29 protein-coding genes and 1 tRNA gene are annotated in these 25,819 nt (G+C 53.4%); 12 read left to right on the top strand and 18 right to left on the bottom strand.

Translation table 11 applies throughout. The features are described 5' to 3' along the window. Positions 1–42 precede the first annotated feature (42 nt). The 4 genes from ACI48J_RS08945 to ACI48J_RS08930 all read right to left on the bottom strand — a co-directional run bounded on the left by ACI48J_RS08945 (position 43) and on the right by ACI48J_RS08930 (position 4,152). Complete coding sequence (locus ACI48J_RS08945; protein ID WP_326052512.1) at positions 43–639, bottom strand: hypothetical protein; 597 nt, start codon at positions 637–639, stop codon at positions 43–45. Positions 640–875: 236 nt separating this feature from the next. Further along, complete coding sequence (locus ACI48J_RS08940) at positions 876–2,030, bottom strand: ABC transporter permease (RefSeq protein WP_405082511.1); 1,155 nt, start codon at positions 2,028–2,030, stop codon at positions 876–878. Then, positions 2,023–3,204 (bottom strand): ABC transporter permease, encoded by a 1,182-nt coding sequence (locus ACI48J_RS08935; RefSeq protein ID WP_405082509.1) that lies wholly within the window; start codon positions 3,202–3,204, stop codon positions 2,023–2,025. Before ACI48J_RS08935 ends, ACI48J_RS08940 begins: the two co-directional genes overlap by 8 nt. Positions 3,205–3,216: 12 nt before the next feature. Beyond that, on the bottom strand, positions 3,217–4,152 hold the full coding sequence (locus ACI48J_RS08930; RefSeq protein WP_405082507.1) for an ABC transporter ATP-binding protein: 936 nt from the start codon (positions 4,150–4,152) through the stop codon (positions 3,217–3,219). A 192-nt stretch (positions 4,153–4,344) separates the two neighbouring features. Between ACI48J_RS08930 and ACI48J_RS08925 the strand changes: the two genes are divergently transcribed. Together ACI48J_RS08925 and ACI48J_RS08920 are read left to right on the top strand one after the other, a co-directional pair. Next, positions 4,345–5,499 (top strand): sensor histidine kinase, encoded by a 1,155-nt coding sequence (locus tag ACI48J_RS08925; RefSeq protein WP_405082506.1) that lies wholly within the window; start codon positions 4,345–4,347, stop codon positions 5,497–5,499. A gap of 19 nt (positions 5,500–5,518) precedes the next feature. Continuing rightward, entirely contained in the window at positions 5,519–6,178 is a 660-nt protein-coding gene (locus ACI48J_RS08920) for a response regulator (RefSeq protein WP_405082504.1), read from the top strand. 41 nt (positions 6,179–6,219) lie between these two features. On the opposite strand, the gene ACI48J_RS08915 is transcribed toward ACI48J_RS08920, so the two are convergent. After that, positions 6,220–7,059 carry a stalk domain-containing protein gene (locus ACI48J_RS08915; RefSeq protein ID WP_326052518.1) on the bottom strand — a complete coding sequence of 280 codons (840 nt, stop codon included), beginning with the start codon at positions 7,057–7,059 and terminating at the stop codon, positions 6,220–6,222. A 153-nt stretch (positions 7,060–7,212) separates the two neighbouring features. On the opposite strand from ACI48J_RS08915, the gene ACI48J_RS08910 reads away from it, so the two are divergent. Both ACI48J_RS08910 and ACI48J_RS08905 read left to right on the top strand, forming a co-directional pair. Beyond that, positions 7,213–7,863 carry a YktB family protein gene (locus ACI48J_RS08910; RefSeq protein ID WP_405082503.1) on the top strand — a complete coding sequence of 217 codons (651 nt, stop codon included), beginning with the start codon at positions 7,213–7,215 and terminating at the stop codon, positions 7,861–7,863. A 151-nt stretch (positions 7,864–8,014) separates the two neighbouring features. Continuing rightward, positions 8,015–8,740: a hypothetical protein gene (locus ACI48J_RS08905; protein ID WP_405082502.1), complete on the top strand. Its 726-nt coding sequence runs from the start codon at positions 8,015–8,017 to the stop codon at positions 8,738–8,740. A 101-nt stretch (positions 8,741–8,841) separates the two neighbouring features. Here ACI48J_RS08905 and ACI48J_RS08900 read toward each other — a convergent pair whose 3' ends face one another. Both ACI48J_RS08900 and ACI48J_RS08895 read right to left on the bottom strand, forming a co-directional pair. Next, complete coding sequence (locus tag ACI48J_RS08900) at positions 8,842–9,894, bottom strand: right-handed parallel beta-helix repeat-containing protein (RefSeq protein ID WP_405082501.1); 1,053 nt, start codon at positions 9,892–9,894, stop codon at positions 8,842–8,844. A 305-nt stretch (positions 9,895–10,199) separates the two neighbouring features. Beyond that, a complete protein-coding gene (locus ACI48J_RS08895; RefSeq protein ID WP_405082500.1) occupies positions 10,200–11,579 on the bottom strand; it encodes an MFS transporter in 1,380 nt (459 codons plus the stop codon). A 185-nt stretch (positions 11,580–11,764) separates the two neighbouring features. On the opposite strand from ACI48J_RS08895, the gene ACI48J_RS08890 reads away from it, so the two are divergent. Continuing rightward, complete coding sequence (locus tag ACI48J_RS08890; protein ID WP_405082499.1) at positions 11,765–13,234, top strand: aminotransferase class I/II-fold pyridoxal phosphate-dependent enzyme; 1,470 nt, start codon at positions 11,765–11,767, stop codon at positions 13,232–13,234. Positions 13,235–13,317: 83 nt separating this feature from the next. Then, complete coding sequence (locus ACI48J_RS08885) at positions 13,318–13,737, top strand: DUF1885 family protein (protein WP_405082498.1); 420 nt, start codon at positions 13,318–13,320, stop codon at positions 13,735–13,737. A gap of 103 nt (positions 13,738–13,840) precedes the next feature. On the opposite strand, the gene ACI48J_RS08880 is transcribed toward ACI48J_RS08885, so the two are convergent. Both ACI48J_RS08880 and ACI48J_RS08875 read right to left on the bottom strand, forming a co-directional pair. Then, positions 13,841–14,158, bottom strand: a complete 318-nt coding sequence (locus tag ACI48J_RS08880; protein WP_016423469.1) for a DUF1292 domain-containing protein — start codon at positions 14,156–14,158, stop codon at positions 13,841–13,843. Positions 14,159–14,313: 155 nt separating this feature from the next. After that, positions 14,314–15,279 carry an alpha/beta hydrolase gene (locus ACI48J_RS08875; protein WP_405082497.1) on the bottom strand — a complete coding sequence of 322 codons (966 nt, stop codon included), beginning with the start codon at positions 15,277–15,279 and terminating at the stop codon, positions 14,314–14,316. A gap of 74 nt (positions 15,280–15,353) precedes the next feature. Between ACI48J_RS08875 and ACI48J_RS08870 the strand changes: the two genes are divergently transcribed. After that, complete coding sequence (locus ACI48J_RS08870) at positions 15,354–15,527, top strand: aspartyl-phosphate phosphatase Spo0E family protein (RefSeq protein WP_009671838.1); 174 nt, start codon at positions 15,354–15,356, stop codon at positions 15,525–15,527. Between the two features lie 32 nt (positions 15,528–15,559). Here the strand turns inward: ACI48J_RS08870 and ACI48J_RS08865 are convergent, their stop codons facing one another. Continuing rightward, positions 15,560–16,027: a CcdC family protein gene (locus ACI48J_RS08865; RefSeq protein ID WP_405082496.1), complete on the bottom strand. Its 468-nt coding sequence runs from the start codon at positions 16,025–16,027 to the stop codon at positions 15,560–15,562. Between the two features lie 200 nt (positions 16,028–16,227). Here ACI48J_RS08865 and ACI48J_RS08860 point away from each other — a divergent pair, with 200 nt between their 5' ends. Next, positions 16,228–16,971 carry an MBL fold metallo-hydrolase gene (locus ACI48J_RS08860; RefSeq protein WP_405082495.1) on the top strand — a complete coding sequence of 248 codons (744 nt, stop codon included), beginning with the start codon at positions 16,228–16,230 and terminating at the stop codon, positions 16,969–16,971. Between the two features lie 162 nt (positions 16,972–17,133). After that, positions 17,134–18,765: an ATP-binding protein gene (locus tag ACI48J_RS08855; RefSeq protein ID WP_405082494.1), complete on the top strand. Its 1,632-nt coding sequence runs from the start codon at positions 17,134–17,136 to the stop codon at positions 18,763–18,765. Between the two features lie 3 nt (positions 18,766–18,768). Here the strand turns inward: ACI48J_RS08855 and ACI48J_RS08850 are convergent, their stop codons facing one another. Further along, positions 18,769–19,206: a GNAT family N-acetyltransferase gene (locus tag ACI48J_RS08850; protein WP_326052875.1), complete on the bottom strand. Its 438-nt coding sequence runs from the start codon at positions 19,204–19,206 to the stop codon at positions 18,769–18,771. A gap of 220 nt (positions 19,207–19,426) precedes the next feature. Between ACI48J_RS08850 and ACI48J_RS08845 the strand changes: the two genes are divergently transcribed. Beyond that, the gene (locus tag ACI48J_RS08845) at positions 19,427–19,840 is read left to right on the top strand and encodes a CBS domain-containing protein (protein WP_009671848.1); all 414 of its coding nucleotides are present in this window, start codon (positions 19,427–19,429) and stop codon (positions 19,838–19,840) included. A gap of 149 nt (positions 19,841–19,989) precedes the next feature. Here ACI48J_RS08845 and ACI48J_RS08840 read toward each other — a convergent pair whose 3' ends face one another. The 6 genes from ACI48J_RS08840 to ACI48J_RS08815 all read right to left on the bottom strand — a co-directional run bounded on the left by ACI48J_RS08840 (position 19,990) and on the right by ACI48J_RS08815 (position 24,556). Continuing rightward, complete coding sequence (locus ACI48J_RS08840; RefSeq protein ID WP_326052873.1) at positions 19,990–20,172, bottom strand: hypothetical protein; 183 nt, start codon at positions 20,170–20,172, stop codon at positions 19,990–19,992. Between the two features lie 190 nt (positions 20,173–20,362). Then, complete coding sequence (locus ACI48J_RS08835) at positions 20,363–21,034, bottom strand: hypothetical protein (RefSeq protein WP_405082493.1); 672 nt, start codon at positions 21,032–21,034, stop codon at positions 20,363–20,365. 29 nt (positions 21,035–21,063) lie between these two features. Continuing rightward, positions 21,064–21,705, bottom strand: coding sequence for a superoxide dismutase family protein (locus tag ACI48J_RS08830; protein WP_326052871.1), 642 nt, complete (start codon positions 21,703–21,705; stop codon positions 21,064–21,066). Positions 21,706–21,955: 250 nt separating this feature from the next. Then, a complete protein-coding gene (gene glpK / locus ACI48J_RS08825) occupies positions 21,956–23,446 on the bottom strand; it encodes a glycerol kinase GlpK (RefSeq protein ID WP_405082492.1) in 1,491 nt (496 codons plus the stop codon). Positions 23,447–23,727: 281 nt separating this feature from the next. Next, positions 23,728–24,114: a VOC family protein gene (locus ACI48J_RS08820; protein WP_405082491.1), complete on the bottom strand. Its 387-nt coding sequence runs from the start codon at positions 24,112–24,114 to the stop codon at positions 23,728–23,730. Between the two features lie 205 nt (positions 24,115–24,319). Then, positions 24,320–24,556, bottom strand: coding sequence for a hypothetical protein (locus tag ACI48J_RS08815; RefSeq protein ID WP_405082490.1), 237 nt, complete (start codon positions 24,554–24,556; stop codon positions 24,320–24,322). 213 nt (positions 24,557–24,769) lie between these two features. Here ACI48J_RS08815 and ACI48J_RS08810 point away from each other — a divergent pair, with 213 nt between their 5' ends. Continuing rightward, entirely contained in the window at positions 24,770–24,967 is a 198-nt protein-coding gene (locus tag ACI48J_RS08810; protein ID WP_405082489.1) for a hypothetical protein, read from the top strand. 101 nt (positions 24,968–25,068) lie between these two features. Here ACI48J_RS08810 and ACI48J_RS08805 read toward each other — a convergent pair whose 3' ends face one another. Continuing rightward, on the bottom strand, positions 25,069–25,269 hold the full coding sequence (locus ACI48J_RS08805; protein ID WP_042232542.1) for a DUF4177 domain-containing protein: 201 nt from the start codon (positions 25,267–25,269) through the stop codon (positions 25,069–25,071). 437 nt (positions 25,270–25,706) lie between these two features. On the opposite strand from ACI48J_RS08805, the gene ACI48J_RS08800 reads away from it, so the two are divergent. Beyond that, positions 25,707–25,779, top strand: a tRNA-Val gene (locus ACI48J_RS08800). The last annotated feature ends 40 nt before the right edge of the window (positions 25,780–25,819 follow it).

The raw sequence follows: 25,819 nt of genomic DNA, 5'->3' as shown, positions 1-25,819 counted from the left end.
TCCAGCCCCCCTATATTTCGGATAAACATCCGTTCCGGACCGTCACATTTCAAGCAGAAGCATCTCTTGGCGCAGTTCGGTCAGCTTCTCTTTGGAACCGACGACAGCCTGGACGTCGCCCTTCTGAACCGCTTCGTTCAACACAGCCAGCTCATAGTCAAGCTCAAGCCGCAGGACGGGAATCCGTTCCTCGATACGTCTGGAGCGGAAAGCTTGAAGCATTTCCTCGAATGTAATGACAGGTTCTTTCTGAAACAGCACTTTATGTTCGATTCCCGAAATTTCGACCATCCGGATAATTTCGCCGAACATGATGTTCTCGATCAGGATCTGACGGTCTTTGAAACGCTTGACGACTGCATGCCCGCGTGTGTCTCCAATCAGTTTTTCCATCATTTCGGCAAGCTTCTCGTCTTTAAAAGAATAGTTCCCGACGATTTTATACCGTTCGCCTATGCGTTCGAATTTCAGCTTGACTAGTTTTCTTCCGGAGCGGATAGAAATAACAAACTGGTGGTCGTTTTCGTTCCAATAAAGGGAATATCCCTCTTGAATCAAGGCTTTAATAAACTGCCGGATGAGCCGGCGGTCGAATCTTAATTCCAGATTGCAGTATTCGACTTCGTGATTTTTGCTCACGGCAATCCCCTCCCGAAGACTTCGATTGGCTGCTTTGACAGAAATTTCAGACAACTTTAAGTTTACTTTATCTTATTATGATTCATATGTTTTCGCAACTTGGATATTGACAATTTTTTACCCGAATTCCGAACAAAAATAACGCTCTCTCCCCATCCATTTTTATTGGCGGGAAAAGAGCGTCTTTTTCGGGCATGCCGCGTATCCTGTTTAATCTTGGTTGGACCAGCCGATGCCTACATTCTCACCTTGTTCTCACTCGGCTGCAAGATGGCCGAACCGACGGCGAGCAGCACGACCGCCATAAGACCCAAAATCGCGAGGGGCAGACGCACATCGGCCAGAGACGCCCCGGCAGCCATTTTCTCGATGGCTTGAATGGTCCACGTCTGAGGCATGAAGTTGGACAGCTTCTGCAGGTAGTCCGGCATAATGGATATCGGCCAGAAGCACCCGCCCAGCATCGAGGTCGGCGTCACGACCATCGAGTTGATCATGCTCGCGTTGCCCGGATTTTTGATAAGACCGGCCACCGTGCTGGCCAGTCCGAGGCTGACGAGCACAAATGCGGCCAACACCACAAACTGGGACAGGAACGGAACCCCGTAATCGTAACCGATCACTAAACGGGTGATCACGAGCACAAAAAAGATTTGGAGGCTTCCCACGACAAAGCTGCCTAAAAAATTCCCGGCGGCGATTTCGGCAGCCTTGACCGGAGCCGTATACATGCGGGCCATCGTCATTTTCGTCCGGTCTTCGATGACAAGCGACACCGTGCTGAGCACGAGGCTCATCAAGAACATCAGCGTAAAGCCGGTAATGGTAGTAAGCCCCGGCTTGGGAGCCAGCTTCAGATCGCCGGTTTCTGCACCTATCGTATGCTTTCCGGCCTGCTCGAGGATGTTTGCGAGCGCTTCGCTGCGGCTGTCCGCGCTGCCCGAAGAAGCTTTTGCCGCCGCCGCTGCGGACACCATCCTTCCCGTAATCCCGTCGAGATGAACGTTCATAACCGCTGTCGCTTCGTTCACGTTAAGCTCATACGTTTGAACGACGGGGCTGCCCCCGGCAAGCAATTCCCGGCTGAAATCGGCGGGCAGAACAAAGCCGGCCTGCCCCGGTTTTTCGATAATCGCTTCCTTAAGCTCCCGGGCATTGTCCAGCAGCTTGACGGTATACTCCGGCCTGGCCGCCATTTCTTTTAACACATACCCGCCAAAACTTCCCTGATCTTCATTGACGACCAGAACGGTAACACGACCTTCCTCTCTGCCGATAAAGCCGATCGCAGCGGATACGACCAGGGAAGGTATAAGCAGAAAAGCCAACCATCCTTTTTTGCTGCCGAGCGTCCGCTTTACCATATTCCATGCGATATAAAAGCTATTCACGGTATCCCACCTTCCGATAAACGATTACCATCAGCAGCAGACACGCCGCCGCAATCCAAAACAAAGGCACAATGCTGGACATAACCCCGGGAAGTTCTCCGGCCAGCATATTCCGCAGGAGTCCTTGGAACGCCCAGTGATTAACGGTAAACAGACTCAACTGCCGCATAAACTCTCCCGGCACGGGCGAGAATCCTCCGCTCAAAAACGTCATCGCGATGATAAGCACCTGAAGCAGGGCTTTCGCGGTTGCCCCGTTCGGGAAGAGAAGAGACAGCACGACGGACAGCGACATCGAGACCAGAATCACGAGGCCGGCGATCAGCAGAACGAGCGGGAGACGGCTTCCCCAGTCCACCCCGTACACAAAATGAGAGAACCCGACGATAACGAGTGCCTGTATGACCGCGACGAACCCGTTCCCCAGCAATTTACCGGTAAAAACAGACGAGTAGGTTACGGGCAGCGAATGCAGCCTCTGCAGGGTGTGTCCGCTTTTTTCCAGGTCGAGACTGGTATTGATGGCCATCCCCGAATAAAACAGGAACATAATCAGCATCGCCGCCGCGTAGTACTGGGAAGCGGAGTAGGTATTCACTCCCGTCCCCAGCTGTCCCGCTTGCACATACGAACGCGGTCCCTCCGCCGTGCTTGCCTCTCCCGGTGCGAATGCCGGTTGTGCGGCTGCTTCCGGGCCCATCACGATTGCCGCCGCCTGCCGGTAATTGATCTCTTCGACGAAGGAGCCGAGCACAAGTCCCGCGGACCTGTTAAGCGTCCGGTCTTTGCCGGGCAGCAGCATCACGCGCGCCTCATCCCCGCGCTGCATGGCGGAGCCGAAGCCGTCCGGGATGAGGACCGCATAATCCGCGGACCCGCTGCGGAGCATCTCCTCCGCTTCCTGCCGGGAAGCGGCTTTTTCCATACGGATACGCTTGGCGACTTCGGGGTTCGAGACGTAAGTTTCCAGCATCTTGAGCGCAGGTTCCGTCTGCTCGGCAGCGACGACCACCTTGACGGTCTCGCCCGACAGTTCCGTCGTGTTAAACATCCCCGATAAAGCCGAGCCCAGCAGAAAAATAATGACCAGAGGCAGCAGAAACAAATTCATCAGCACGCCCCGGCTCCGGATCAGCCTCCGTACTTCGTATACGGCAATGATCAAGCTGTTCATGGCATCTTCCCCCTAATCTCTCAGCGTGCGGCCGGTCAGATTCAGGAAAAGCGTCTCCAGATCGGGCTCTTCGATCGTAAGCGAATGAATGCCCATATTGTGCTTGGCGCAGACGAATAAAATATCCTGCAGATCCGTCTGGGAAGAGGGAACATGAAGATCGAGCTGCGTCCCTTCCACGATCAGCCTGCTGATCCGGGGATGCCGCTTGAGCTCTTCGACCGCGCTGTCCACGACTGCGTGCACCCGGATGCGGATCACTTCCTCCTGGGCCACTTTCTCTCGCAGTTCCTCCTGGGTTCCGCATACGATCACATGGCCTTTGTCCACGATAGCGACACGGTCGCTGATAGCCGCCACCTCTTCCATATAGTGGCTCGTATAAATGATCGTGGAGCCCATTTTGTTCAGCGTGCGCACGGATTCGAGGATATGATTGCGCGACTGAGGATCGATCCCGACCGTGGGTTCATCCAGGATGATCACTTTCGGATGGTGCATGATGGCGCAGGCGATGTTCAGCCGGCGTTTCATTCCGCCCGAGAACGTACGAGGCTCTTGTTTCGCGCGGTCCTGCAGGCCGACGAACTCCAGCGCTTCCTGCACCCGCTCCTTCAGCAGCTTTCCCCTTAACCCGTACAGCCGTGCGAAAAAAGTGACGTTGTCTGCGGCGGACAACGTTTCGTAGAGAGCAAGATCCTGCGGAACGAGTCCGATCCGCTTTTTGACCTCAAGCGGCCTGGATGTGACGGAAATTCCGTCTACGGTAATTTCACCCCGGTCCATCTTCAGCAGGCCGCTGATCATTTTGATCGTCGTGCTCTTGCCGGCTCCGTTCGGACCGAGCAGGCCGAAAATTTCGCCTTCGCGGACGGACAAGGTCAAATGATCGACCGACAAGTTCGCTCCGTATCTTTTTACGACATCCTTCATTTCAATGAGACTCATCGTCTTCTCCCCTGTTTCTGTTCCAATTTTGGTTTCGATACTTGTATTGTAGAGGAAGAACGGCCGGATGAAAGGTATACCGAGTCACCAATCCGGGGTGACGAAAGTCATTTTCTCCAAGAAGGGGGAATCCGGGCTTCACTCCTCTGTGCTATACTGTGGGAAAATCCTATCCGGAAAAGGACGGTTATCGTGCTGCATCTGTCGCTCAATAAAGTCCGGTACACTCTCATTTTCGTTCCGGCAGTCGCTTCCATGTATCTCGAACAATTCACCGCTTACGGAATCTACACCCTGCTGGTGCTTGTACTGTTCCTGCTCGTCGTACTGAGACCGTTCGCCAGAACGCAGCCTTTGCAGAGACTCCTTCTGCTCGCCGAAATCGGATATGGAGCCTGGCTTTGCGGTCATTATGGAGGCATTCTGTATTTCAGCGCGCTCTCGGCCGTATTTTCATACGCCTTCTTGCCCTTGCCGAGAATACGCGCCCTTTTCCTCGGGATTCATCTGATTGCCTTGAACGCGGCTCTGTACGGCCTGGACCCGAGACTATTGATCGCTGCGAACGGCACTCTTCTGCTTACGGCGGTGCTTCTGGACAGATTGAACGCGGCCTCCGCCGATCAGCATGCCGCCGTCCATTTGTACGACGAGCTGCGGAAGAAGCATTTCGAGCTCGACGAGGCCAAAAACCAGCTGCTCGATTACGCCCGCAAGGTGGAGAACGCCGCACAGGCCGAGGAACGCAGCCGTATCTCGCATGAACTGCACGACGATCTGGGCCACCGCCTGATCCGCAGCAAAATGATGATGGAGGCGGCTATCCAGACAATGCCCGGCAATCCCGAGCAGGGCATGAAGCTGCTGACAATCGTCCGGGACCAGCTGGCCGAGAGCATGGACCAAATGCGCGCGACGGTCAAAAGAATGAAGCCCGGGGCGAGCGAGCGCTCCTACAGCCTGGATCGGCTGATCCGTGAAATCGGCCGCGAAACGGGTATCGGGATCACATTCGATATCGAGGGCCTCCCGTATCCCTTGTATCCGAGCCTGGAGATCATTTTGTACAAAAACGCCCGTGAAGCGGTGACTAACGCCGTTCGGCACGGGAATGCGACAGAAGTCGCGATTACGCTGGAGTACGAAAGCGAACAGGTCCGCATGACCGTGAGCAACAACGGGACCGTTTTCCCTGCCGGGGAAAATGCGGCGCTCGTACCGGGACTCGGTTTAGGCGGGATGCTGGAGAGAACCAGACTCGTAGGCGGTACGCTTTCCGTACGAGGCCAGGTCCCTTTTACCGTAATTACCCTGCTCCCGGCTTACCGGAAGAAACAAATCATCTGAAGAATCAGGAGAATGCGCGATGATTAATTTATGGATTACCGATGACGATCCCTTCATCCGGGAAAGCCTGAAGCTGCTGATGGCCATGGACCCGGATATCGAAGTGGCCGGCACCAGCGGAAGCGGAGAGGAAGCGCTGGAAGCGGTGCGGGAGGGCAGTCTGCCCGATGTCATGCTCATGGATATCCGGATGCCCGGCTGCGGGGGCGTCGAGGCCACCAAGAGCCTGAAACAGCTTGCCCCGTCCATTCAAATTCTGGTGCTCACGACATTTGACGACGACGACTTCATCATCGAAGCGCTCAAGAACGGCGCGAGCGGCTATTTGCTCAAAAATATTCCCCCGGACCGCATCATCCAGGGCATCAAAACCGTCAAAGACGGCAACATGCTGATCCATCCGGATATCGCCCGCAAGCTGACGGAGTTTATTCACGCGGCGCCCCTTTCTCCGGCTCCCGCTTCCTCCGCCCCGGTATTGTCTGCCCACGGCCTGACTCAGACCGAGCAGACGATCGTGACCAAGATCGCGGACGGCCTTTCAAACAAAGAAATCGCCCAGGAATTATTCCTGAGCGAAGGGACGGTCAAAAACTACATTTCTGATATTTTAGGAAAGTTGGCGCTGAGAGACCGGACGCAAATCGCCATCTTCTACTGGAAGCAGGCACGGCCTTAATCTTATGCCCCGGCCGGTTCCGGTCGGTGAATCCGTTCCCGTCAATACGGGTCTACGGCGGTTTTGCCCAGCAGTTGTTTGGAAGAGCTGCCTACGATATAAAGATCTTTCTGCATCTCGGTCAGTTTCAGGATAACCTGATAATACTGGCCGTTTTCTGTCAGCAGGTACCGGTACGTATTAGCCTCTTCGAGCTTCTCGATAAAAATCGGATTGTGGAAAAAGTACGTATCGCCGATTTTGTAATTCGACATGTCTTTAACGTATCCCCGCAGGGCGCGGATTTTGAAATCATCCTTCTCCCCGGCAATAATCGGAGGCATTTCCTCCCCGTACGTGAGGATCGGATTTTCTTTCCAAACCTTCCGGAGTTCCGTCTCGTTGATGTAGATCTCTCCCGTGTACTTTTCTTTGGCTTTCCGGAGCCCTTTCGTGTCCATGCCCATCTTCTGCACGTCGCTCTGCCGGTAGTACATCCCTTTGCTGAGCGTCACGAGCACCGGATAATCCCCGCCCAAATATTTCATGATATAAGCGGTCGGATTTTCCAGTATGATCTCATCGTACACGACATCGCCCGTTTCAGGTTGCTGCGGGTACAAGCGGGTATTCACATAGATCGTCTGGTTGGAATCCTGCCAGTTTACGTTCGCGTTAAGGCGGGAAGCGATCTCCTTGAGCGGCAGATAGCTGTTGTTGTCGTAAATAAGAACCGGGCTGCTCAAATTGGCCGGTGCCCCGTTCACGACTACCTTAAAATCGCTGCGGACATAAGCCGTCACCTTCTGAATCCAGTCATCGGCGTAAACGCCTGCCGCGAACGAAACGCTCATCAGCACTCCGGCTGCCGCGGCTATCATTTTTTTGCTCGAAATATGCATGTTCTCTCTCCTTTTCAATTGAATCCTTCGGCTGTTATCAGGCCGCACCTTCCCCGTTATGGCCATGTCAAGCGTTTATGGTATAGTAAATTACGTAAGCACGCTTCATTTGCCTTGCTTAAATTCTACAAGCATCCATGCTAGGGAGGTCCCATGTCCAACTCCACAACCATTCGCCCCGCTTTCCAGGGGTTTGATTCATCCGATTTCGAAACATTTGCGATTGAAGGTCTGGACGAGCGCATGAAAGCGATCCAGGAACGGATTCAGCCGAAATTCAAAATGCTCGGCGAAACCCTGTGCGAAGATATCGCCCTGCATGCCGGAACCGAAATGCACCTGCATATCGCCAAGCACGCCCGGCGTACCGTGAATCCGCCCAAAGACACCTGGCTGGCTATCGCCGCCAATAAACGCGGCTATAAGCAGCACCCTCACTTCCAGATCGGCTTGTTCGACGATCACGTTTTCCTCTGGTTCGCCCTGATCTACGAGGTGCCGGACAAGCAGGCGATCGCCGGACGTCTTCTCGCGAACCAAGACGAGCTGTACCGGAGCATCCCGGAGCATTATGTATTGTCATTCGATCATATGCAAAAACGCAGCGTGCCCGCCGGCGACCTGACGGCCCAAACGTTCGGCGACGCTCTTGCCCGCTTCCGGGATGTTAAAAAAGCCGAGTTTCTCGTCGGAAGGCATTTTGACAGGCAGGACCCGATTTTGCAAAAGGGCGACGCATTCACCCGGATGGCGAAGGAAACGTTCGAGTCCCTGATGCCTTTCTACCGGACGGCCCGGGGGTAAGCCATCGGCTGCTCCTACCCCCTATATCGGCAATTCCGCACAAAGTGTGAACCCGCCGAACCGATTTTAAAAAGAAACGCCGCCCGCAAATAATGCGCTCCCGTTTGGGAAATACTAGGAAGGACATCCGATCTACAAGGAGGTTCTTCCTATGTTTTTACAGCCAACCAAGAAAAAATGGGCCGGTACGCTGGCACTCGCCTTTCTGCTCGGCTCTGTATCCCTCGGCGCCAGACAGGCCGCCGCCTTCGGCTCTCCGGAGGAACTGCCCGACGAAGCCGTCCTCAGTCAGCCAACCCCGTCCGCGGGCGTGCCCGGACGCCAGGAATCACATAATCCGAAAGACAGCAGCGTCCCCGGTCTTCCGATTCTTGAGGAAGCCGCCTCTATTCTCGGCACCACCGTCACTTCTTTGAAAGAATCGCTGGACAAAGGCAAAAGCCTTTACGACGTGGCCAAAGATAAAGGAATCAGCGAAAAGGACCTGACGGCTAAGCTGCTTGCGATCCGTCATTCCAAGATCGATCAGGCGGTCAAAGAAGGACGCCTCGACGCGGAACACGCAGCGGCCCTGAAACAGAAAATGGCGGAGCACCTGAAGCGGATGCTGCAGGATAAGGCGCTGCTGAACCACCATAACCGTCACCAGCACGGGAAAATGCGTCACAGCCTCAAGCCGGATCAGGAAAAACTCGCCCAGGCTATCGGCATCAGCAAAGAAGAGCTCCACCGCGAGCTCCGGCAGGGCAAATCGCTGCAGCAGATCGCCGAAAGCAAGGGCATTACGAAAAGCCAGCTGATCAGCCGCATCCAGTCCCTGCTCGCTCCGGACCTGGAAAAATACGTCGAGCAGCGCATTCCGGCACGGGAATCTTGACTTTTTGCCCGTCCCGTGCGGACTGCCCGGACGCTTCGGCGCCATACGATAAAAGGGAGTGCCCGCAGCGGAGGCACTCCCTTTTTGCCGATTCGGAATTCTTAATAGGTCGTCACGTTGCCCGTGTACATGTTCCCCGCCGGATTCCTGACATTGTCGTGCGCCTTGGCCTGTGTCCCTTGAGAAGCGTTAATGACATAAGCCGATGATTGGTCCAGGTTGACGGTGTTGCCCGAGAAATCATTGTTCACGCCCCAGCCCGCCACAATCTGATGAAGCTGAAAAGCGTCGGTTATCACGGTGTTCCCGTTTCTCCATCCCGTGTTGTTGCGGATAACGGCATTGTTGCCTTTGACGTCGATAAAGCTGTCCGCGTAGTTTTCGCCGCTGATGCCCGTGCCGTTGAATATGCAGTTCTCGACAAGCGTTCCGCTCGTTCTTTCTTTGATGTCGATATGCTCGGCAGTCACATTGGGTCCGATGCGCACGCCCCGGATAATCGTATCGTTTACAGCCTGGTTGTAGCCGGCTCCTTCGGCTGATCCTACGTATACGCCTTCGCCGAATCCTTTATTTACGGTACCCGTGTCGTGAATATACGAATTTTCGAGAATGCCCCGCGAGCTTCCGTCACGGAAGTGCACGCCTTCATAGCCGATGCCGTACACTTCGACCCCGGAAATTAGCGTATCGTTCGAATTGTCCAAAATAATGCCTTTCTGGGCGTTCGTAAACTTGAGATTTCGGATCACCCAGTTGTCACCCGTAATTTTCAGGCAGTATCCGCCTCCCGCGGAAGTGCCGGATATGAGGGCCTGATTGGCCGGGTCCTGGCTTTCGATCGTAACCGGATTCGATTTGGTGCCGTTGACGGCCGAGGAGAACGTCCCCTTGTATGTACCCGGCGCAAGCAGGATACGGTCCCCGGGCAGCGCGTTTTTCAAGGCGTTCTGGAGGCACGATACGGACGAGCACGATACGGTGCGAAGCGCGGCAGCGGCCTGTTCTGTGCTGCGGACGGCCGCTTGATCCGCCGAGGTCCCGGATTCAAGGGGCACGGCGGCATACATGGCGGGCGCAAACGCGGCGCCGAGCAGGACGGCGGACAGCAGGCTTTTACGCAGCAGCCTTGTCGGGGTTAACCTAGTTTTCATCACAATAGCCTCCTTTTAATCGGGCGAGTAAAAATTAAAACGCTTTAATTTCCGGTGTTTAATACACTTCTTTCTCCCGCCTCCCCTCTCCGATCTGCTTTCAGTATAACACAGCGCCCGGCTGGTGCTGGATGGGTTTTCTTACGATATTTACATATTTCTGCTCCGGTTTATATACCTCTTCCTGAGGCGGATCATCACGGGACCTGCCCTCGGGAATCCCCTTGCCTCTATATAAAAAAAGTCCCGCATACGCTGCGGGACTTTCGGGAAAGCGCTCCGGCAAAGAACCGATCCAGGCCGGTTCAGCCTGTCCGGCGCGCGGCATTCCCGCGGCTCTTCGCCAAAATTCTCCACTGGAGCACGAGCAGAAGCAGAAGCACCGATCCGCTCACCGTAAAAGGCACGGACGGGCCGAACGCATCCCACAGCTTGCCCGAAACGATGGGACCCACAATCATGCCGAGCCCTTCTATAGTCAGGAAAAAGCCCCAGACGGCGCCTCTCTTCTCCTTGGGCACACAGGACGCAATCAGGGCATTCCATGACGGAATGATAAGCGCATAGCCGATTCCGAGCAGCCCGACGACTACGTAGACGGCCGCAAGCTGCCTGATAAATCCGAGGGCCAGCAGGGCGACCGAGCTGAACATAAGCCCGGCGGTCAGCAGTCCCTTAATGCCCTTGCGGTCCACAAGTTTTCCGACCGGAACGAGCAGGGCCACTGCCGCTCCTCCCCCGACAATGAGCAGCATGCTGTATTGACCCGGCGAAAGATGCAGAACTTCACGGGCGTACAGCGTCAGGATCGGGGTCAGAACTCCCAGCGCGAACGTCTGAATAAACATGGCCGGAAACAGCAGCCGGCTGACTTTCATTTCCCGCAGAGAGGCGCGAACTTCCCGCATATAAAGGCGCACGCGCTCACCGAGCGGCTTCTTGTCCGCGGCCGGCATGACAGCGGCCGCGCCTCCCCCGTCTGCGGTGACGGCCTCCCCGAGGGGATCGGCGCCCGCTTCCATCGCTGCGCCCGCCGGGAATGCGGCGCCGGCTGGAACATGCCGGCTCTCTTCCCTCTTCTCCCCGTCTTCCCGAAGCAGCGGTTTGCGCGGCAGAAACAGGGCGATCAGCAAAACAACGCCCATGGAAATGAGCAGCAGCCGGTAAGCCGGGCCGTAATTGGACCCGTGAATAAAGAAATTGATCACGACCGGCCCAAGGCCGGTACCGCTGAGCCATGCCATGTAGACCACGCTCATGATCGTACCTTTCGCCTTGTCTCCCGCGACCTCGGTCGTTCCCGCGATGACGGCCGGCCACAGTGGAGCCGTGCCGACTCCCAGCATGGCGCATGCCGCTACCATCCAAGCGTGATGGGTGAAGGTCGCCATGATCAACACGGAGCTCCCCGAGAGCAGAATGCCGATCAGCATGGACAACCGGTAGCCCGCTTTGTCGATCAGCCATCCGACCGGCGTGCGGAACACGTTGTCCCCGATGTACTGGGCGGCAAGAGACCAGCCTACGACGAATGCCGTCGCTCCCAGGACCGTTTTCATATAAACGGGAAGAATCGTCAGAAGGAGCGCCCCCTTCACGAACTCCACCACGAACATAATAACCAGCAGTTGTACGACAAAGGGCGCGGCCGCCCCCGCCTTGTTTTTCCAACCGGCCAGATTCATCACGATGTCTCTCGCCCCTCTCTTGCAGCGTTCTTTTATTAGGTTTTCCCCAGGATGGACAAACTATTTTCAAAAAATATACTTGCATGCCCGTCCGTTTTTGTTATACTCTATTTTGTTTGTTCAATCTCGTGATTCGTATCAGCGATTCGCAGAAATTCCACGCAGAAGGGAAGGGTTGCCGGATGGATCAACATCGCACACCCCTATTCTCGGCCTTGCGCACGCATGCAGAGAAAAATCCGATCCAGTTCCATATTCCAGGCCACAAAAAAGGAGTCGGGATGGACCCTGAGTACCGGGAATTTCTCGGCGAAAACGCACTGTCCATCGATTTGATTAATATCGCACCGCTGGATGACCTTCACCAGCCTACCGGCGTGATCGAAGAAGCCCAGAAACTCGCCGCGCAGGCTTTCGGCGCAGAGCACACCTTCTTCTCCGTTCAAGGGACGAGCGGCGCTATCATGACCATGATCATGTCGGTAGCCGGTCAAGGAGATAAGATCATCGTACCGCGGAATGTGCATAAATCCGTAATGGCGGCTATCATTTTCGCCGGAATCAAACCGGTCTTCGTATCGCCCGCCCGTGACGCGAACCTCGGGATCGACCACGGAATTACGACCAAGTCCGTGCGCCGCGCGCTGGAGAAGCATCCGGACGCCAAAGGGGTTCTGGTAATCAACCCTACCTACTACGGCGTATGCACGCACTTGAAAGAGATTGTCGATCTCGTTCACAGTTACAACATTCCCGTTCTGGTCGACGAAGCGCACGGAGTGCTTATCCATTTCCATGATAAACTTCCGATGTCCGCAATGGAAGCCGGCGCGGATATGGCGGCTACGAGCGTACATAAGCTCGGCGGCTCCCTGACGCAAAGCTCCGTGCTGAATGTGCAGGGAAGCCGCGTAAACCCGAAGCGCATCCAGACGATCATGAGCATGATGACGACGACTTCGACTTCTTATATCCTGCTCGCTTCACTGGATACCGCCCGTCGCCATCTGGCCCTGAACGGCCATGAACTGGCTGAGCGCACGATCGCTCTTGCCGAACATGCGCGGAGCGAAATCAACAAGATCCCCGGCCTGTATTCGTTCGGGGAGGAAATTCTCGGCACGGAAGCCACTTACGCTTACGACGCAACCAAAGTGACGATTCATATCCGTCATCTCGGACTGACCGGCTACGATGTGGAGAACTGGCTCAGAGACCGTTACAACATCGAGGTCGAGATGAGCGACATGTACAATATTCTGTGTCTTGTCACGCCGGGCGACACCTCCGATAACATCGACGCGCTTCTGCAGGCGCTGCGCGAATTGTCCGCCGAGCACTACACCGGCAATGCCGAAGACGATCTGATCGTGATTATCCCGGAAATACCGCAGCTTTCCCTGATCCCCCGCGATGCCTTCTACGGCGATACCGAAGTGGTTCCGTTCAAGGAATCGGCGGGAAGAATCATTGCCGAATTCATTTATGTTTACCCGCCGGGTATCCCGATCCTGCTGCCGGGCGAAGTCATCTCGCAGGAAAACATCGACTACATCGTGGAACACGTGGAAGTCGGGCTGCCTGTAAAAGGGCCGGAAGACCGCAGCTGCCAGTTCGTCAAAGTCATCGTGGAAACGCAGCCGATTTTCTAATTCTGCTCCAAGCGGCGCATGATTGTCAAAATTGTCCACGGATGCTATGATGTGGGGGATTGCAGTTTTGGAGGTGCCAAGTAATGAGTCAAAGCGCATTTATCCGTTTTGTCACAGGCTCCACAATGACTTCCCCCACCTTGGACGAACTGAAGGGCCAGCTCGAGCATTACCGCGAGCAGCTTGCCAGAACCGGCATCCAGCTGAGCTGGGAATACGATTCAGCCGGCTTTCCCTACACGGTGGAGACGAAGCCCGAAGGGGAGGGCAAATGGTTCTATTTGAAAGGAACCACGCCCCGTTACCGCAGCATCGTGCTCGGTGTCGGAAGCGAAGTACGGGAAGACAGCCTTCAGCATTACGTCCAAATCGTTCTTCCGGATACGGCAACACACGGGGATAAGTCCAAGGCCAACGAACTCGGGAAATATTTGGCCCGCCACTGGAAAGCCCGACTGGACCTGTTCAACGGCCGTACGATGTACTTCAATCCCCGCAAATAACAAACTTTAAAAGAGAAATGCAGAAATCCCTTCTCCTTATACAGGAAAAGGGATTTTTTATCGTACGCACGCTTGCCGTACGTATGTATACCGGGTCCGGAACCTATTCGCGGTTTTCTTCCGCGATAATCTGATTGTAGACCGCTACGACGCGCTCCCATTCAGCTTCATCTTCGATGTTCACCAGGTAGGCGTCATCGTTTTCTTCTTCTATACGGAAAATAACACCGTCTGCTTCGGGATCGTTTCTGTCCAGCAGTACCGCATACAGCTGATCCTGAGAGTCAAACGTGTACACCATGACCATTTCATGTTCTTTGCCTTCTTCGTCCGTTACAATAAACACGCTTTCTTCATGCTCATGGTCGTGATCGTGTCCGCAGCCGCAATCCTGATCATGATCGTGTTTGTGATCGCTCATTGTAGAACCTCGTTTCGTTTTAAATTTGCATCTTTCGATGGTATCGTATCACGGAAAACGGAACAGGTCAAACGCCCGTCCGCACCGGATTTTTCCTTATAAATCCATGCTTTGCAAAATTGTCGGCAACCCGATTCAAAAGGAATCAATTGAGGTTAATGGGAATTATAGGATATAGCTGCTTCACGGGGATATACCGTCTCTTCGGAAACCGTTTTTTCCAGAAACGCTATAACACGACAAGCATATTCTGCCGATTCTAAATGGTAAGAGCCCACATGGGGCGCTCCGGCCGTCCGCCAGAAATCGAATGCATCGGGATGGCGTCTCCACATTTCTTCGGATGAAGCTTGGGGAATAGCGCGATCATCGCTGCTGTGTATAAAAAGAACCGGCCTCGGATAAATCGCTTCAACCGCCTTGACCGCATCGACTCCCTCGGGATCGATTTTAAGCAGAGGCGGAAAAAGAAGCAGGATAAGCGGAGTAAACGGAATGTTCGGAAGACCCGACCATACCGGCAAATTTGTTTTCAAATATTTTTTGAGATGATGAAACGGACTGTCCGCCACTACCGCGGCAACCTTCTCATGCTCGGCAGCCGCCAGAAGAGAAGTCGTCGCTCCCATCGAAAACCCGATCAGACCTACGGCTTCGCCGGGATACGTTTCCGTTACCCAGTCGATGACGCCGAGCAGATCGTACTTTTCGTAATAACCCACGGAGGTCATGCTTCCCTGGGACTTCCCGGAATTCCGGAAGTCGAACATAATCACACGGAAACCCGCTGCTACGAGATCCCGTGCTAACGCGAGCGACGGAAGCCCGCGTTCGAGCCGGTTTCCGGCGTATCCGTGGGACAGAATGACGGTCATCGGGTTCCGCCTGACCGCCGTATCGGGAGGAGGAAGATGCCAGCCGCTGAGCACAATGTCTCCCATACGGCTGGCTATCTCCACCTCTTCGAAAACAAGCCCGTAATTCGCGGGCGAGTCGTCGACAGGCTGCCTTTTCGGATGCGTCAGCTGCCAGCCCACATAAGCGGCAATACCGACCGAAGCAAGAAACCCGGCAAAAAGGAGCAGAAGGACGCTCCACACGATCCATATCAATGCGTTCACTCTCCGTACCCTATCTAGTCTGCAGCCTCAGTAGCCCGGCTTTATAAAATTCCGATCGTGCAGGAGGAGATCCCGTGCTCAAAACCATGAACCGATCACTTGACCTGGAAATCGAATACCTCAAAAGCGTCTTGACTTATATGGCCGCGCAATACAAATACGAATTGAATCATCCGCGTGTCGTCGAAGTCAGCCAGCAGCTGGACGGCCTCATTGTGGAACAAATGAAAAAACGGGCCGCCTCCTAACCTTATTCAGGCCGTAAAGCGGCTCGCCGGGCTCAGCTGTTCATCAGTTTGCGGTACTGCACATACATGGCCACCCGCCAAGGAAGCAGCATTCCGAACGCCAGGATAAAGAATACGGAAGCCGTCTGGTACACCGTAATGTATTCCTCCACGTACGAATGAAGAAATAAGCGAATGGCAAGCAAAACGACCAAAATGATTAAAAACGCTTTCGAACGATGAAGATACACATGATCGCCCTGCTTGGAAAATCCGGAGGTCCGGATTAACGGATAGGCGAAAACGACCGCTCCCACCGCGAAAGCGATCAATCCCCAAGTAACCGGTATTCGCGTCAACGGAGCGACAAACATGAGAAACCCCGTGCTCATGCCGATTGGCGGCATTAATATTTTCATCGCGTTTATAGGCCGCTTGGACGCTTTCATCCGGATGGCAATTACGAGAAGTGCCATACCGAGCGTTCCGAACAGGGAAATCGCGTGTAAATTCGAACCCACTGAGAAAGCCAACTCCTTCCCCTTCCTTCCCTCACATCGCTGCAATTCTTTCATCCTTTATTATACCACTCCTTGGCTTCGGGAAGAAGCCGTTTTACTTGAATGTCGCATGGATTTGACAGATGAAAGCGGTTGAAATCCAACTTTTTCCGTGCTAGAGTGTGGGTAGTACGTCACTCTACAGATCGGAGGCTTATTCTGTGAGCTTGCAGCTGCAAATGATCGGAACCGGCAGTGCGTTTGCCAAGAAATATTTTAATAACAATGCACTTTGGACCTGCAGCGGTTTTACTCTCCTGGTCGATGCCGGGAATACGGCACCGCGCGCCCTGCATGAGCTGAATATGAAGCCGGATGAACTGGACGCTGTCCTGATTACGCACCTTCACTCCGATCACGTCGGCGGGCTTGAAGAGCTGGCCCTGCAAATGCGTTACGTATACGGGCGAAAGCTCAGACTGCTGCTGCCCGCGGCGCTGGAGGCTCCTATCTGGGAACACACCTTGAAGGGCGGAATGGAGAACACCGGCGAACATTTAAACCGCTTGGCGGATTATTTCGACGTCGAACTGCTCGAAGAAGGCCGGCCTTCCGAAATTCATACGGGATTCCGTATCGAGATTATCCGGACGCCTCATATCGCCGGCAAGCCCAGCTTCTCCCTATTCGTTAACGACACCGTTTTCTACAGTGCGGATATGATTTTTCAGCCCGAGCTGATTTTAAACGAAGTCGTCGGGCAAAGAGACTGCCGCCATATTTTCCACGATTGCCAGTTGGAAGGGCCCGGCGTCGTTCACGCCGCGCTTGAAGAACTGCTCACGCTCCCCGAGTCGGTCCAATCTAGGATTCGGCTTATGCACTATGGGGACAGTATGCCCGCTTATGTCGGCAAAACGGGAAAAATGTCGTTTATCAAGCAGCATCAAATTTACACTTTATAAAGCCGCATCAGCTTTAAGAAACCAGGTGACCTGCCTGGTTTTCGTGTTTTTTAATGGAGACAGGACTAAAGTACTAATCCAAAAACTTTGGCCTTTCGCGCTTGTGAGCCCGGCCCGTTCGCTCGCTCCGCTGCGCGGCCTTTTTCAAGTGGGGTGGATTGTGTGATTTACAAATGGTTCGTTATCTTCTATGCCTCGGTCATCAGCATCTCTTCGTGGAAGCTGGGTTTGTCCGTTAGCGGATGGCTTCCGCTCAGCCTGCTGTTCCTCGCTGCCGCCGTCCTCGGCCTTAAAAGATCCTCCGTCACCTTTTCAGCCGTCAAACTGGTTCTGCTTACGCTGTTTCACTGGAGCAGCCAAACCGATTGGTGCTTCACCCTGTACTTGCTCCTGCTCGCATCGGAAGTTTACGAGTCTAAGTCGCGGAAAACCGTCTGGATGCTGGTTACGCTCAATCTTATCACCTTTACCGTTATGGCGCTGATAACCGCTCCCGCCTTTTCCGTATATCCGCCTCTCTGGATGATTCTGCTCTACTTAAGCAACTTCGCCATCTTTATGGGACTCGCTTTAACCGTATTCAACACATTTAGACAAAGAGACAAACTGGCCGGGGAAAGAAGGCAGCTGATGACCCATGACTCCCTGACCGGACTGCCCAATTTCGAAGCGTGCCACGCGATGCTCCATAACCTGGTCGATAAGGAAAGCCGGCTGCTGTTTATCCTGATTGACTGCACGGATCTGAAGGCGATGAACAAAACGCAGGGCTTTCAAGCGGGCAACCAGATTCTCAAGCAGATCGCGGTTTTGTTGAAAATCAAGTTTTCCCAGGCGGCTTTTATTTCCCGGTACGGAGGAGACGAGTTCGCGGTAGCCGTTACGTATGAGGACAAAGAAACGATGCGGGCCTATGTGGATCAGCAGCTCGGATCCGAACTCCCCAAATTGACGGGGATTCAAATCACTTACGGTATCGCGGTGCTGCCCGATGACGGTTCATCGAAGGACGATCTCGTGCTCGTCGCGGAAAACAGCCTGTTCAGTATGAAGCGGGAAATGTGGCTGAAGCGCGAGGAGCATATGCTTCGCTCGGAAAAGCTTAGAATCGTCGGCGAACTCGCTTCCGGCATGGCGCATGAAATCAGGAATCCCCTGACCACAATCAAGGGTTTCCTGCAGATCTCGAAATCGAACGGTTACAACATCGAAACCTGGTATCCTTTGATTATGGACGAAATCAGCAGAATGAGCGAGCTAACCGCCGAATTTCTCCAGTTCTCCAAGCCTCACGCCGTCCATTTCAGAGTAGTGTCGATGCAGATTTGTATACAGCGTGTCATTTCGCTAACCTTATCCGAGATGTCCCGGCTGGGCCATGAAATCGTATATAATCCTCCGGACAAACCGATGAATATTTGGATGGACGCGGATAAAATGGTGCAGCTGCTCATTAATCTCTTTAAAAACGCGTATGAATCTATGGAAGACAATAAAAAAATGGCGATCCGCCTGTATGAGCGCGATCACCATGCCGTACTTGAAATCGAAGATCAGGGCAGCGGAATTCCCGTGGAACAGCTGGACCAGATCTTCAATCCTTTTTTCACGACCAAAGACAGCGGAACGGGACTTGGCCTGTCCATCTGCCACAAAATTGTGCAGGATCACAACGGCACGATCGAAGTGGAAAGCTTTATCGGCAGAGGCACGACGTTCATAATGACCTTTCCCCTTGCCGAACCGGAATCGACTCCCTGCTATCCGCTTAACCGGCGCAAGAACGCGGTGTAAGGCTTATAAAGATTTGACCATTCTTACGTGAGGGATACCGGCGTCATCGAACGGCTCTCCGGAAATCGTTTCATACCCGATTTTTTTGTAAAAAGGCTCGGCTTGGCACTGCGCATCCAGAACCGCTCCCTTATAGCCGAGTTCTTTGGCGTGGGTTTCCATCGCTTGCACGAGTACGGATCCGAGGCCGGTTCCCCGGTTCGCCTTGAGGACGGCGATACGCTGCAGTTTCGCCCGGTTTTCTTCAAACGGCTTCCACCTGGCAGCCGCGATCGCCTTCCCCCCCTCTCGGATCAGAAAATGATGACCGCTTTGGTGAGATGCGTCCAGCTCGTCTATTTCAAGTTCCAGCGGCACATTCTGCTCATCAACGAAGACTTCTTTGCGGACGCTCAGGCACTCTTTAAGTTGTTCGTCCGTCGTAACGCGAATAATTTCCATCTGCCTTGTTCCCCTTTCGTCCAAACGATACGAGATATGATAGCTTATCCGCGCACCCTTGTCCAGACGGAACGTACCCCTGCTCGGCGGTTTCTCCTATAGGCTCACCCGTGTTACTCCAAACTTTCCACTTCCGCGGATTCGTTTCTGACTCCCCGATATAGTATAATAGTTCGTGAGAAATGATAAATTGCGCTTATTACGCAAAGGAGTATTATTCATGAATATTGCCTTTTTTCTTTTGCCCAAACTTGAAGTAATCACAACGACGATTGATGCCACACTGAGACAAACCTTGGAAAGAATGGAATATCACCGCTATACGGCGGTTCCCATCCTTACAGAGGATGGCAAATATATGGGAACGGTAACCGAGGGCGATCTGCTCTGGTTTTTGAAAAATTCTCCGGGCATTACCTTCGATAACGCCCATAGGCATACCTTAGAAGAAGTTCCCCTCCGGATGAGAAATAAACCGGTACACATTCATGCGAACATGGAAGATCTCATTGATCTTGCCAAGGTGCAGAACTTTGTACCGGTCGTGGATGACGCAGGTAATTTCATCGGAATTGTGCGCCGCAGTGACATTATCGAATACTGTGCCAAGCAAATGTTCCAGGCACCCGTTTAGCGGCAAGCTGCGGGGTGAAGATGTTCGCGGCCTCTCCTTACCGGAGAGGTTTTTTTATGGAGTCGGATATGTACTAAGACGGGGGGCGTTTGTAGGAAGGAAGGTGGCAGAGTAAGAAGGTTGAGGTCCGAATCCTGCTGACATCCGTGTTAGACGGAAAGAGAGACAAACTCATCCGACGGCCTGTTCTCGTAACAAGGACGCAGGTTTTCCAGACGGTAAGCCGGCTGTTTCTCCGGTTCCTGCTGCCCCTCTTTGGCCAGCCAAGACTCCAAGGATTCGGTACCAAATCCAAGCTGCTTGCTCATGACTCGAATATCGATGTTTCTCATACTCCCTGCTCATCCTCTCTAATAATCCGGTTCTTGCGGGTCAAGCCCCTGTGAGTAAACAACACTACCATTACTTTATATGGACTTCCGATAACTGTAAATAAGTGTATCTTGTCGAATTCTCTAAAGAATGAATCAATGGATTTCCCTCTTTTCAGGAAAAAAAAAAGCCGTTCTCACGGCTTTCACACTATTGCACCGGTCCCGACGAACCCGATGAGGACTGGTTTTTTCCCACAAATTCACTGGTCCAGTCGATCATGCCGTTCATCAGATACAAGACCAGATTAACGACATCCTTCTCCGTCAAAGACTGGTTCGTCTGCTCGGAAACGTATTGGGACGTCTTTCTCTCCAGCTGTTCGACCATGTTTTTGATGACGTAAAGATCGTCCGCCATTTCCGAAACGGCGGCAGAGCTTCCGCTATTGCCGGAGCTCCCGTTTTGCTGCCGGGAAGAGCCCTGGGCTTGCTGATTTGCGCCTCCGGACGAAGAATCCTGCTGGTTTTGGCCGTCCTGGGACTGCTGCCTTTTACCGGAAGAAGCGCCGCGTCTGGTGGACTGGCCGCCTCCGGCTCCCGATTGATCTTGATTCTGGTTTTGATCCTGGTTTTGATCCTGGTTTTGATCCTGGTTTTGATCCTGGTTTTGATCCTGGCTTTGCTGCTGCCCGTCGTCCGTGCTTTGGCCCGATTCCTGCCGGCCGCCGACCGAACTGCCCGAACCGCCCGTGCTATCGCCGGAGTTTTGAGATCCGCCGTTCATAATCATTTTTTTTAATTGTTCAAACTCCACAAGAAGCATATCATTCTGCTTGGACAGATCGTCCATCTGCTGCTTGAGTTCCTGGGTCTTGATCATGCTTGCTTGCCTCCATCCAGCTTAATCGCCTATTTGCCTTCGGATATCGTGCCGCACGCGATGCGGTTGCCCGAATTTCCGGCCGGATCGGACTTCATATCATCCTGCTTTTCATGGATGACCAGCGATGTTCCTCCCTGCTTCAACAACGAATTCGGCTTGTCCTTCTCCAGAGTAAAAGCTTCCGACACCGTGTCCAGCTTCGCTTCTCCGTTTGCCTCCGCTTTCAGATTCGGCAGGTCTCCAACGTGGGGCCCTTGGGGATTTTCCATCCCGTGCATTTTGGAGTTCGGGTTAAAGTGTCCCCCTGCCGACTTGAAATCCGGACCGGCGCAGACGCCGCTTTCATGAACATGGATGCCATGTTCTCCGGGACCGAGTTTCGTAGCCTGAACCTGGACGCGGACCCCTTTGTTCTCTTGGGTAAACCGTGCTGTGCCTACCACGCTTCCCTCTCCGTTCTTAAGCTCGATCTCGACTCCGGACGAGGACGACGGCGAAGCGGACGGTGTTGCGCCCGGCGAAGCGGAAGGCGCTGTTGCGGCGGTAGGCAGGGCCTCCGGTGTAATGGTGGAGTTCGGACCCGCGTTTTTGTTGTTGCCGCTGCCGCAGCCGGTCATCGCCGCTACGGCGGCTGCAGAGAGCAGCAGGGACAGAATTGGTTTTCGCATTATGAAACCTCCTGATCCGATAATTTAGGATATGCCAACATGTCTCTGCCTAAACGCGGCAGTTTCCTTTTTCTTACCCGGTTTGTCTTCCGAGTTAAACTCAACTGGTAAAAAACAGGTAAATCGTCCTCGGTCGGAAGCCCGGCCGCTTTTCCGGGGCAGCACAAATAGGTCTCTCCGGTGTCGGATTTTCTGACGCAACCTCCGGAGGACCTATTGTAGGGAATAAGAAGAACGCAAGACAGGGAGCTTATTTAAAAGCCATGGCGGCATGCACCGCTTTCTGCCAGCCGCTGTACAGCTGTCCGCTGCGCTGCGCCGGCATTTCCGGTTCAAACGTGCCGCCGACCGACCACTGCGCGGCGATTTCGGCGCAGTCTTTCCAGTACCCGACGGCAAGGCCCGCCAAGTAAGCGGCTCCGAGCGCGGTCGTTTCATTGATAAGCGGCCTTTCGACCGGCACGCCCAGCATGTCGCTCTGGAACTGAAGCAGGAAGTCGTTGGACACGGCCCCGCCGTCCACACGCAGCCTCTTCAGCTTTGTATGGGCGTCCGCTTCCATCGCCGCGAGCACATCCTTCGTCTGATAGGCGAGCGCTTCCAGAGTCGCCCGGATAAAATGTTCTTTGGTCGTGCCGCGCGTCAGCCCGAAAACGGCTCCTTTCACGTCGCTGTCCCAATAGGGAGTTCCCAGCCCCACGAAAGCAGGGACCACGTAAACGCCGTCCGTCGATTCTACGCGCGACGCGTACGTTTCGGTGTCTTTGGCCGTCTTGATCATTCGCAGCCCGTCACGGAGCCACTGGATGGCCGAACCGGCAACGAAGATGCTCCCTTCGAGAGCATACTGAACTTTGCCGTCCAATCCCCAGGCAATCGTCGTCAGCAGCCCGTGGCTGGATGTAACGGCCTTCTCCCCGGTATTCATGAGCATAAAACAGCCGGTGCCGTATGTATTTTTGGCCATGCCTTTGTCAAAGCAGGCCTGCCCGAACAAAGCCGCCTGCTGGTCGCCCGCGACGCCCGCTACCGGCACTTTCGCGCCGAAGAAATGGGATTCGCTCGTATGCGCGTAGACTTCGGAGGAGGAACGGACCTCGGGCAGCATGCTCGCCGGAATCGTCAGCAGCTCCAGCAGCTCTTCGTCCCAACGCAACTCGTGGATGTTAAACATCAGAGTCCGCGATGCGTTGGTATAATCCGTTACGTGGGCTTCCCCGACCGTCAGCCTCCAGATGAGCCACGTATCGATGGTACCGAATAGCAGCTCTCCGCGTTCCGCTTTCTCTCTGGCACCCTCCACGTGGTCGAGAATCCATTTCACCTTGGTCCCGGAAAAATAAGCGTCCAGCAGGAGTCCCGTTTTATCGCGGAATTTCTCCTCCAGTCCCCGCTGCTTGAGTTCGTCGCAGATTTGCTGGGTTTGTCTGGACTGCCAGACGATGGCATTGTACACGGGCTCGCCCGTTCTTTTGTCCCAGACGACGGCGGTTTCGCGCTGGTTGGTGATGCCGATGCCCGCCACCTGCTCCGGCTTTACTCCGGATTCAATCAGACAGGTTGCAACGACGGCCAGAACCGAAGCCCAAATCTCGTTGGCGTTATGCTCGACCCATCCCGGTTTCGGGAAATACTGGGGGAATTCCTGCTGGGCGGTATGGACGATTTGACCTTCGTGATTAAACAAAATCGCCCGTGAACTTGTGGTCCCCTGATCGATGGACATAATATAGGATGACATAAGTCCGTTCCTCCCCACCGGCTGCCGGAACAGCCTTTTGTCGGCCTTCGGCCGCATCATTTTCGAAAATCCGTGGAGACCTCGGCCATAGGCCGCAAAAAAAGAGATCCACGACAAACCAACCGGATTGCAACATCCGATGCTTCGTATGAATCTCCATAGTCTCCGTCACAGCTATTAACTTTCTTGTAGCATAACGCGGAATAAAAACGCTGTCAACATCCGTTCCACTTACCGGATTTTCTTAAAACGCCGCGATGAATGAGGGCAGGCATGGTAAATCAGACTCTCGTGCTTTGAAAAAATTCCACCCATTCGCCGTCCGGCCCGTGAAAAAAGAAATAACGCGATCCGTTCGGCAGCGTTGTAATTTCCGTATCGATCATCACGACATCCGTCTTGCGGACCCGGTCAAATTCCGCTTCGATATCGTCGACCGTAAAAGCCAGATGATGAACCCGGCCCTCTTCGGTTAAGCTTCCGCCGTAGCCTTCGATTAACTCGACTTCCGTTTCGCCTTTTAAGTCGAAGCCAAGGAACGCCAGCTTCATCGCCCCGTTGGTCACGGTATCTTTCAGCTTCAATCCTACGACGGATTCGTAAAATGAAATCGACTTTTCCATATCGGTAACCATTACACCCACGTGTTCCACTTTTGTAACCGCCATCTCTTCAGCCCCTCTCGGTATGATAAACTTCTTTCTGTCCTTATTTTGGGACAAAACAATAAACGAAGCAAGTTTTCCGCCTGATTTTATTAGTTATTTTATGCAGCGCAAAAAAACCGCTTCTTCATCTAAGCGGATTCCATCATGAGCTATTTGATTTTCCCGTTAAAAGTCCGTAAACATTAAAAAAAGCGCCCGGTGCGCTTCAATCGCCACCGCCGCCTCCCCCGTCTCCCCCACCGGAACAATCGCCTCCTCCTCCGCTTCCGCTATCGCAATCGGAACCGCCTCCCAAGAAACTCCAACCGGAATCCGTGTAACCGCTGCTGCCGGAATCGGAATAGTGATGCTTGTTTTTGCGCTTCTTAGGCGGTTTATAAGCGCTTGTGGCCAATTTAAGGACAATAAAGGCGATGACGATGAACCAGACCATCATTATCATAATTTCTCACCCTTTCTCTTGTTCTTCCTTCTGTTTTCATTATAAAACACCCTCCCATTTATTGCAATATAATTATCTGAAAATTTTGATAATTGATTTAAGGCCGTTTAAATTACCTTCGGAACGGTTAACTTAAAGAGACGAAGCCAAGTTACCCGGCTTGTCCCGGTGAAGAACCGTACGTTCATTTTATAGCGAAGGGAGTTTTCTTAGATGAACAAGCGATCGAACGACGATGTCGGCATATATAATGAAACTTCGAATACAGCGGGCGGCATCAACACCCCTCCGGACCGTGAGGACAAAGCCGCAACCGATCCCGTGAGCGATATCGTGGGAGAGATTATGGACAATCTTTCCGGCGAGCATCCGACTGATCCTTCCCCCGGCAAACCGGCGGATAAACGTTGACCGGCCGAGCTCCCGGCCGAATGTCTTCACGGTTTTGAAAAAGCTCTCCACGACGTTATAAAGCGGCGGGAGGGCTTTTTAGGGATAAACATATGAGCATGTTAAAATAGCTTTCTTTTAAACACACAGATCACTTCTTTGGAAGATCCTTGATGCTGGCTTGTGTCAAAACAGGAAATCAACTCCCAGCCTTGAGCCCCCATTTCGTTCAGGTCCTGATCAAATTCGTCCAGATCTAATTTTCCGCCCACAAAAAAACCTTTTGTAAAAAATTTAAGCGTCTGGTATTCCCAGCGTTCCATCTTCTCTCTCTTCCCTTCTCTTTATAAATCGGGCCGCATCTTGACCGCCCTTCTCTGATTATAAAGGAACCGGAAAGTTCAGGAAACACTTCGTGCCCGTCAAATTCGAATCCCCCTGACCGGGGAGCCGCCTACTTTCTTTCGGACAGCTGCCGGACCTGGGTCCGGTGTTATTTCTCAACCGCCAGTCTAAGTGATAGAACAGCAAGTACTTTGTATCATTTAAAATTTCACACCGCCTCACCCGGAAAGCTTTACGTCTTCCCCTACATGCAAGCGTGATCCAAATAACCGTCCAATGCATTCATAACGTTCCTTACGGTCGTTTGTTTTTCCATTAGCTATTGTAACTCTTTTATAAAAAAATTGTTGACAGTGTTTTAAATTCTTGATATTATACTACTTGTCACTAAGACAACTGAAGATTTTACAAACATGACTTGATAGCTCAGCTGGGAGAGCACCATCTTGACAGGGTGGGGGTCGTCGGTTCGAGCCCGGCTCAGGTCATACTAGAAAAACCCTTACTCTGTAAGGGTTTTTCGCCGTT

The sequence above is a fragment of the Paenibacillus chitinolyticus genome (assembly GCF_045038035.1).
Taxonomy (GTDB): domain Bacteria; phylum Bacillota; class Bacilli; order Paenibacillales; family NBRC-103111; genus Paenibacillus_F; species Paenibacillus_F chitinolyticus_A.
The sequence above is the reverse complement of the archived record's forward strand: the minus strand, read 5'-3'. Positions and strand labels throughout refer to the sequence as shown.

Excerpts from the sequence above, each read along its gene's own strand:
- ACI48J_RS08905 (WP_405082502.1), top strand. The coding sequence starts at position 8,015 with ATGTTTTTACAGCCAACCAAGAAAAAATGGGCCGGTACGCTGGCACTC.
- ACI48J_RS08930 (WP_405082507.1), bottom strand. The coding sequence starts at position 4,152 with ATGAGTCTCATTGAAATGAAGGATGTCGTAAAAAGATACGGAGCGAAC.
- ACI48J_RS08820 (WP_405082491.1), bottom strand. The coding sequence starts at position 24,114 with ATGGCGGTTACAAAAGTGGAACACGTGGGTGTAATGGTTACCGATATG.
- ACI48J_RS08805 (WP_042232542.1), bottom strand. The coding sequence starts at position 25,269 with ATGGAACGCTGGGAATACCAGACGCTTAAATTTTTTACAAAAGGTTTT.
- ACI48J_RS08920 (WP_405082504.1), top strand. The coding sequence starts at position 5,519 with ATGATTAATTTATGGATTACCGATGACGATCCCTTCATCCGGGAAAGC.
- ACI48J_RS08890 (WP_405082499.1), top strand. The coding sequence starts at position 11,765 with ATGGATCAACATCGCACACCCCTATTCTCGGCCTTGCGCACGCATGCA.
- ACI48J_RS08835 (WP_405082493.1), bottom strand. The coding sequence starts at position 21,034 with ATGATCAAGACCCAGGAACTCAAGCAGCAGATGGACGATCTGTCCAAG.
- ACI48J_RS08895 (WP_405082500.1), bottom strand. The coding sequence starts at position 11,579 with ATGAATCTGGCCGGTTGGAAAAACAAGGCGGGGGCGGCCGCGCCCTTT.
- ACI48J_RS08935 (WP_405082509.1), bottom strand. The coding sequence starts at position 3,204 with ATGAACAGCTTGATCATTGCCGTATACGAAGTACGGAGGCTGATCCGG.
- ACI48J_RS08815 (WP_405082490.1), bottom strand. The coding sequence starts at position 24,556 with ATGATAATGATGGTCTGGTTCATCGTCATCGCCTTTATTGTCCTTAAA.
- glpK (WP_405082492.1), bottom strand. The coding sequence starts at position 23,446 with ATGTCATCCTATATTATGTCCATCGATCAGGGGACCACAAGTTCACGG.
- ACI48J_RS08885 (WP_405082498.1), top strand. The coding sequence starts at position 13,318 with ATGAGTCAAAGCGCATTTATCCGTTTTGTCACAGGCTCCACAATGACT.
- ACI48J_RS08880 (WP_016423469.1), bottom strand. The coding sequence starts at position 14,158 with ATGAGCGATCACAAACACGATCATGATCAGGATTGCGGCTGCGGACAC.
- ACI48J_RS08810 (WP_405082489.1), top strand. The coding sequence starts at position 24,770 with ATGAACAAGCGATCGAACGACGATGTCGGCATATATAATGAAACTTCG.
- ACI48J_RS08915 (WP_326052518.1), bottom strand. The coding sequence starts at position 7,059 with ATGCATATTTCGAGCAAAAAAATGATAGCCGCGGCAGCCGGAGTGCTG.
- ACI48J_RS08840 (WP_326052873.1), bottom strand. The coding sequence starts at position 20,172 with ATGAGAAACATCGATATTCGAGTCATGAGCAAGCAGCTTGGATTTGGT.
- ACI48J_RS08830 (WP_326052871.1), bottom strand. The coding sequence starts at position 21,705 with ATGCGAAAACCAATTCTGTCCCTGCTGCTCTCTGCAGCCGCCGTAGCG.
- ACI48J_RS08910 (WP_405082503.1), top strand. The coding sequence starts at position 7,213 with ATGTCCAACTCCACAACCATTCGCCCCGCTTTCCAGGGGTTTGATTCA.
- ACI48J_RS08845 (WP_009671848.1), top strand. The coding sequence starts at position 19,427 with ATGAATATTGCCTTTTTTCTTTTGCCCAAACTTGAAGTAATCACAACG.
- ACI48J_RS08850 (WP_326052875.1), bottom strand. The coding sequence starts at position 19,206 with ATGGAAATTATTCGCGTTACGACGGACGAACAACTTAAAGAGTGCCTG.
- ACI48J_RS08900 (WP_405082501.1), bottom strand. The coding sequence starts at position 9,894 with ATGAAAACTAGGTTAACCCCGACAAGGCTGCTGCGTAAAAGCCTGCTG.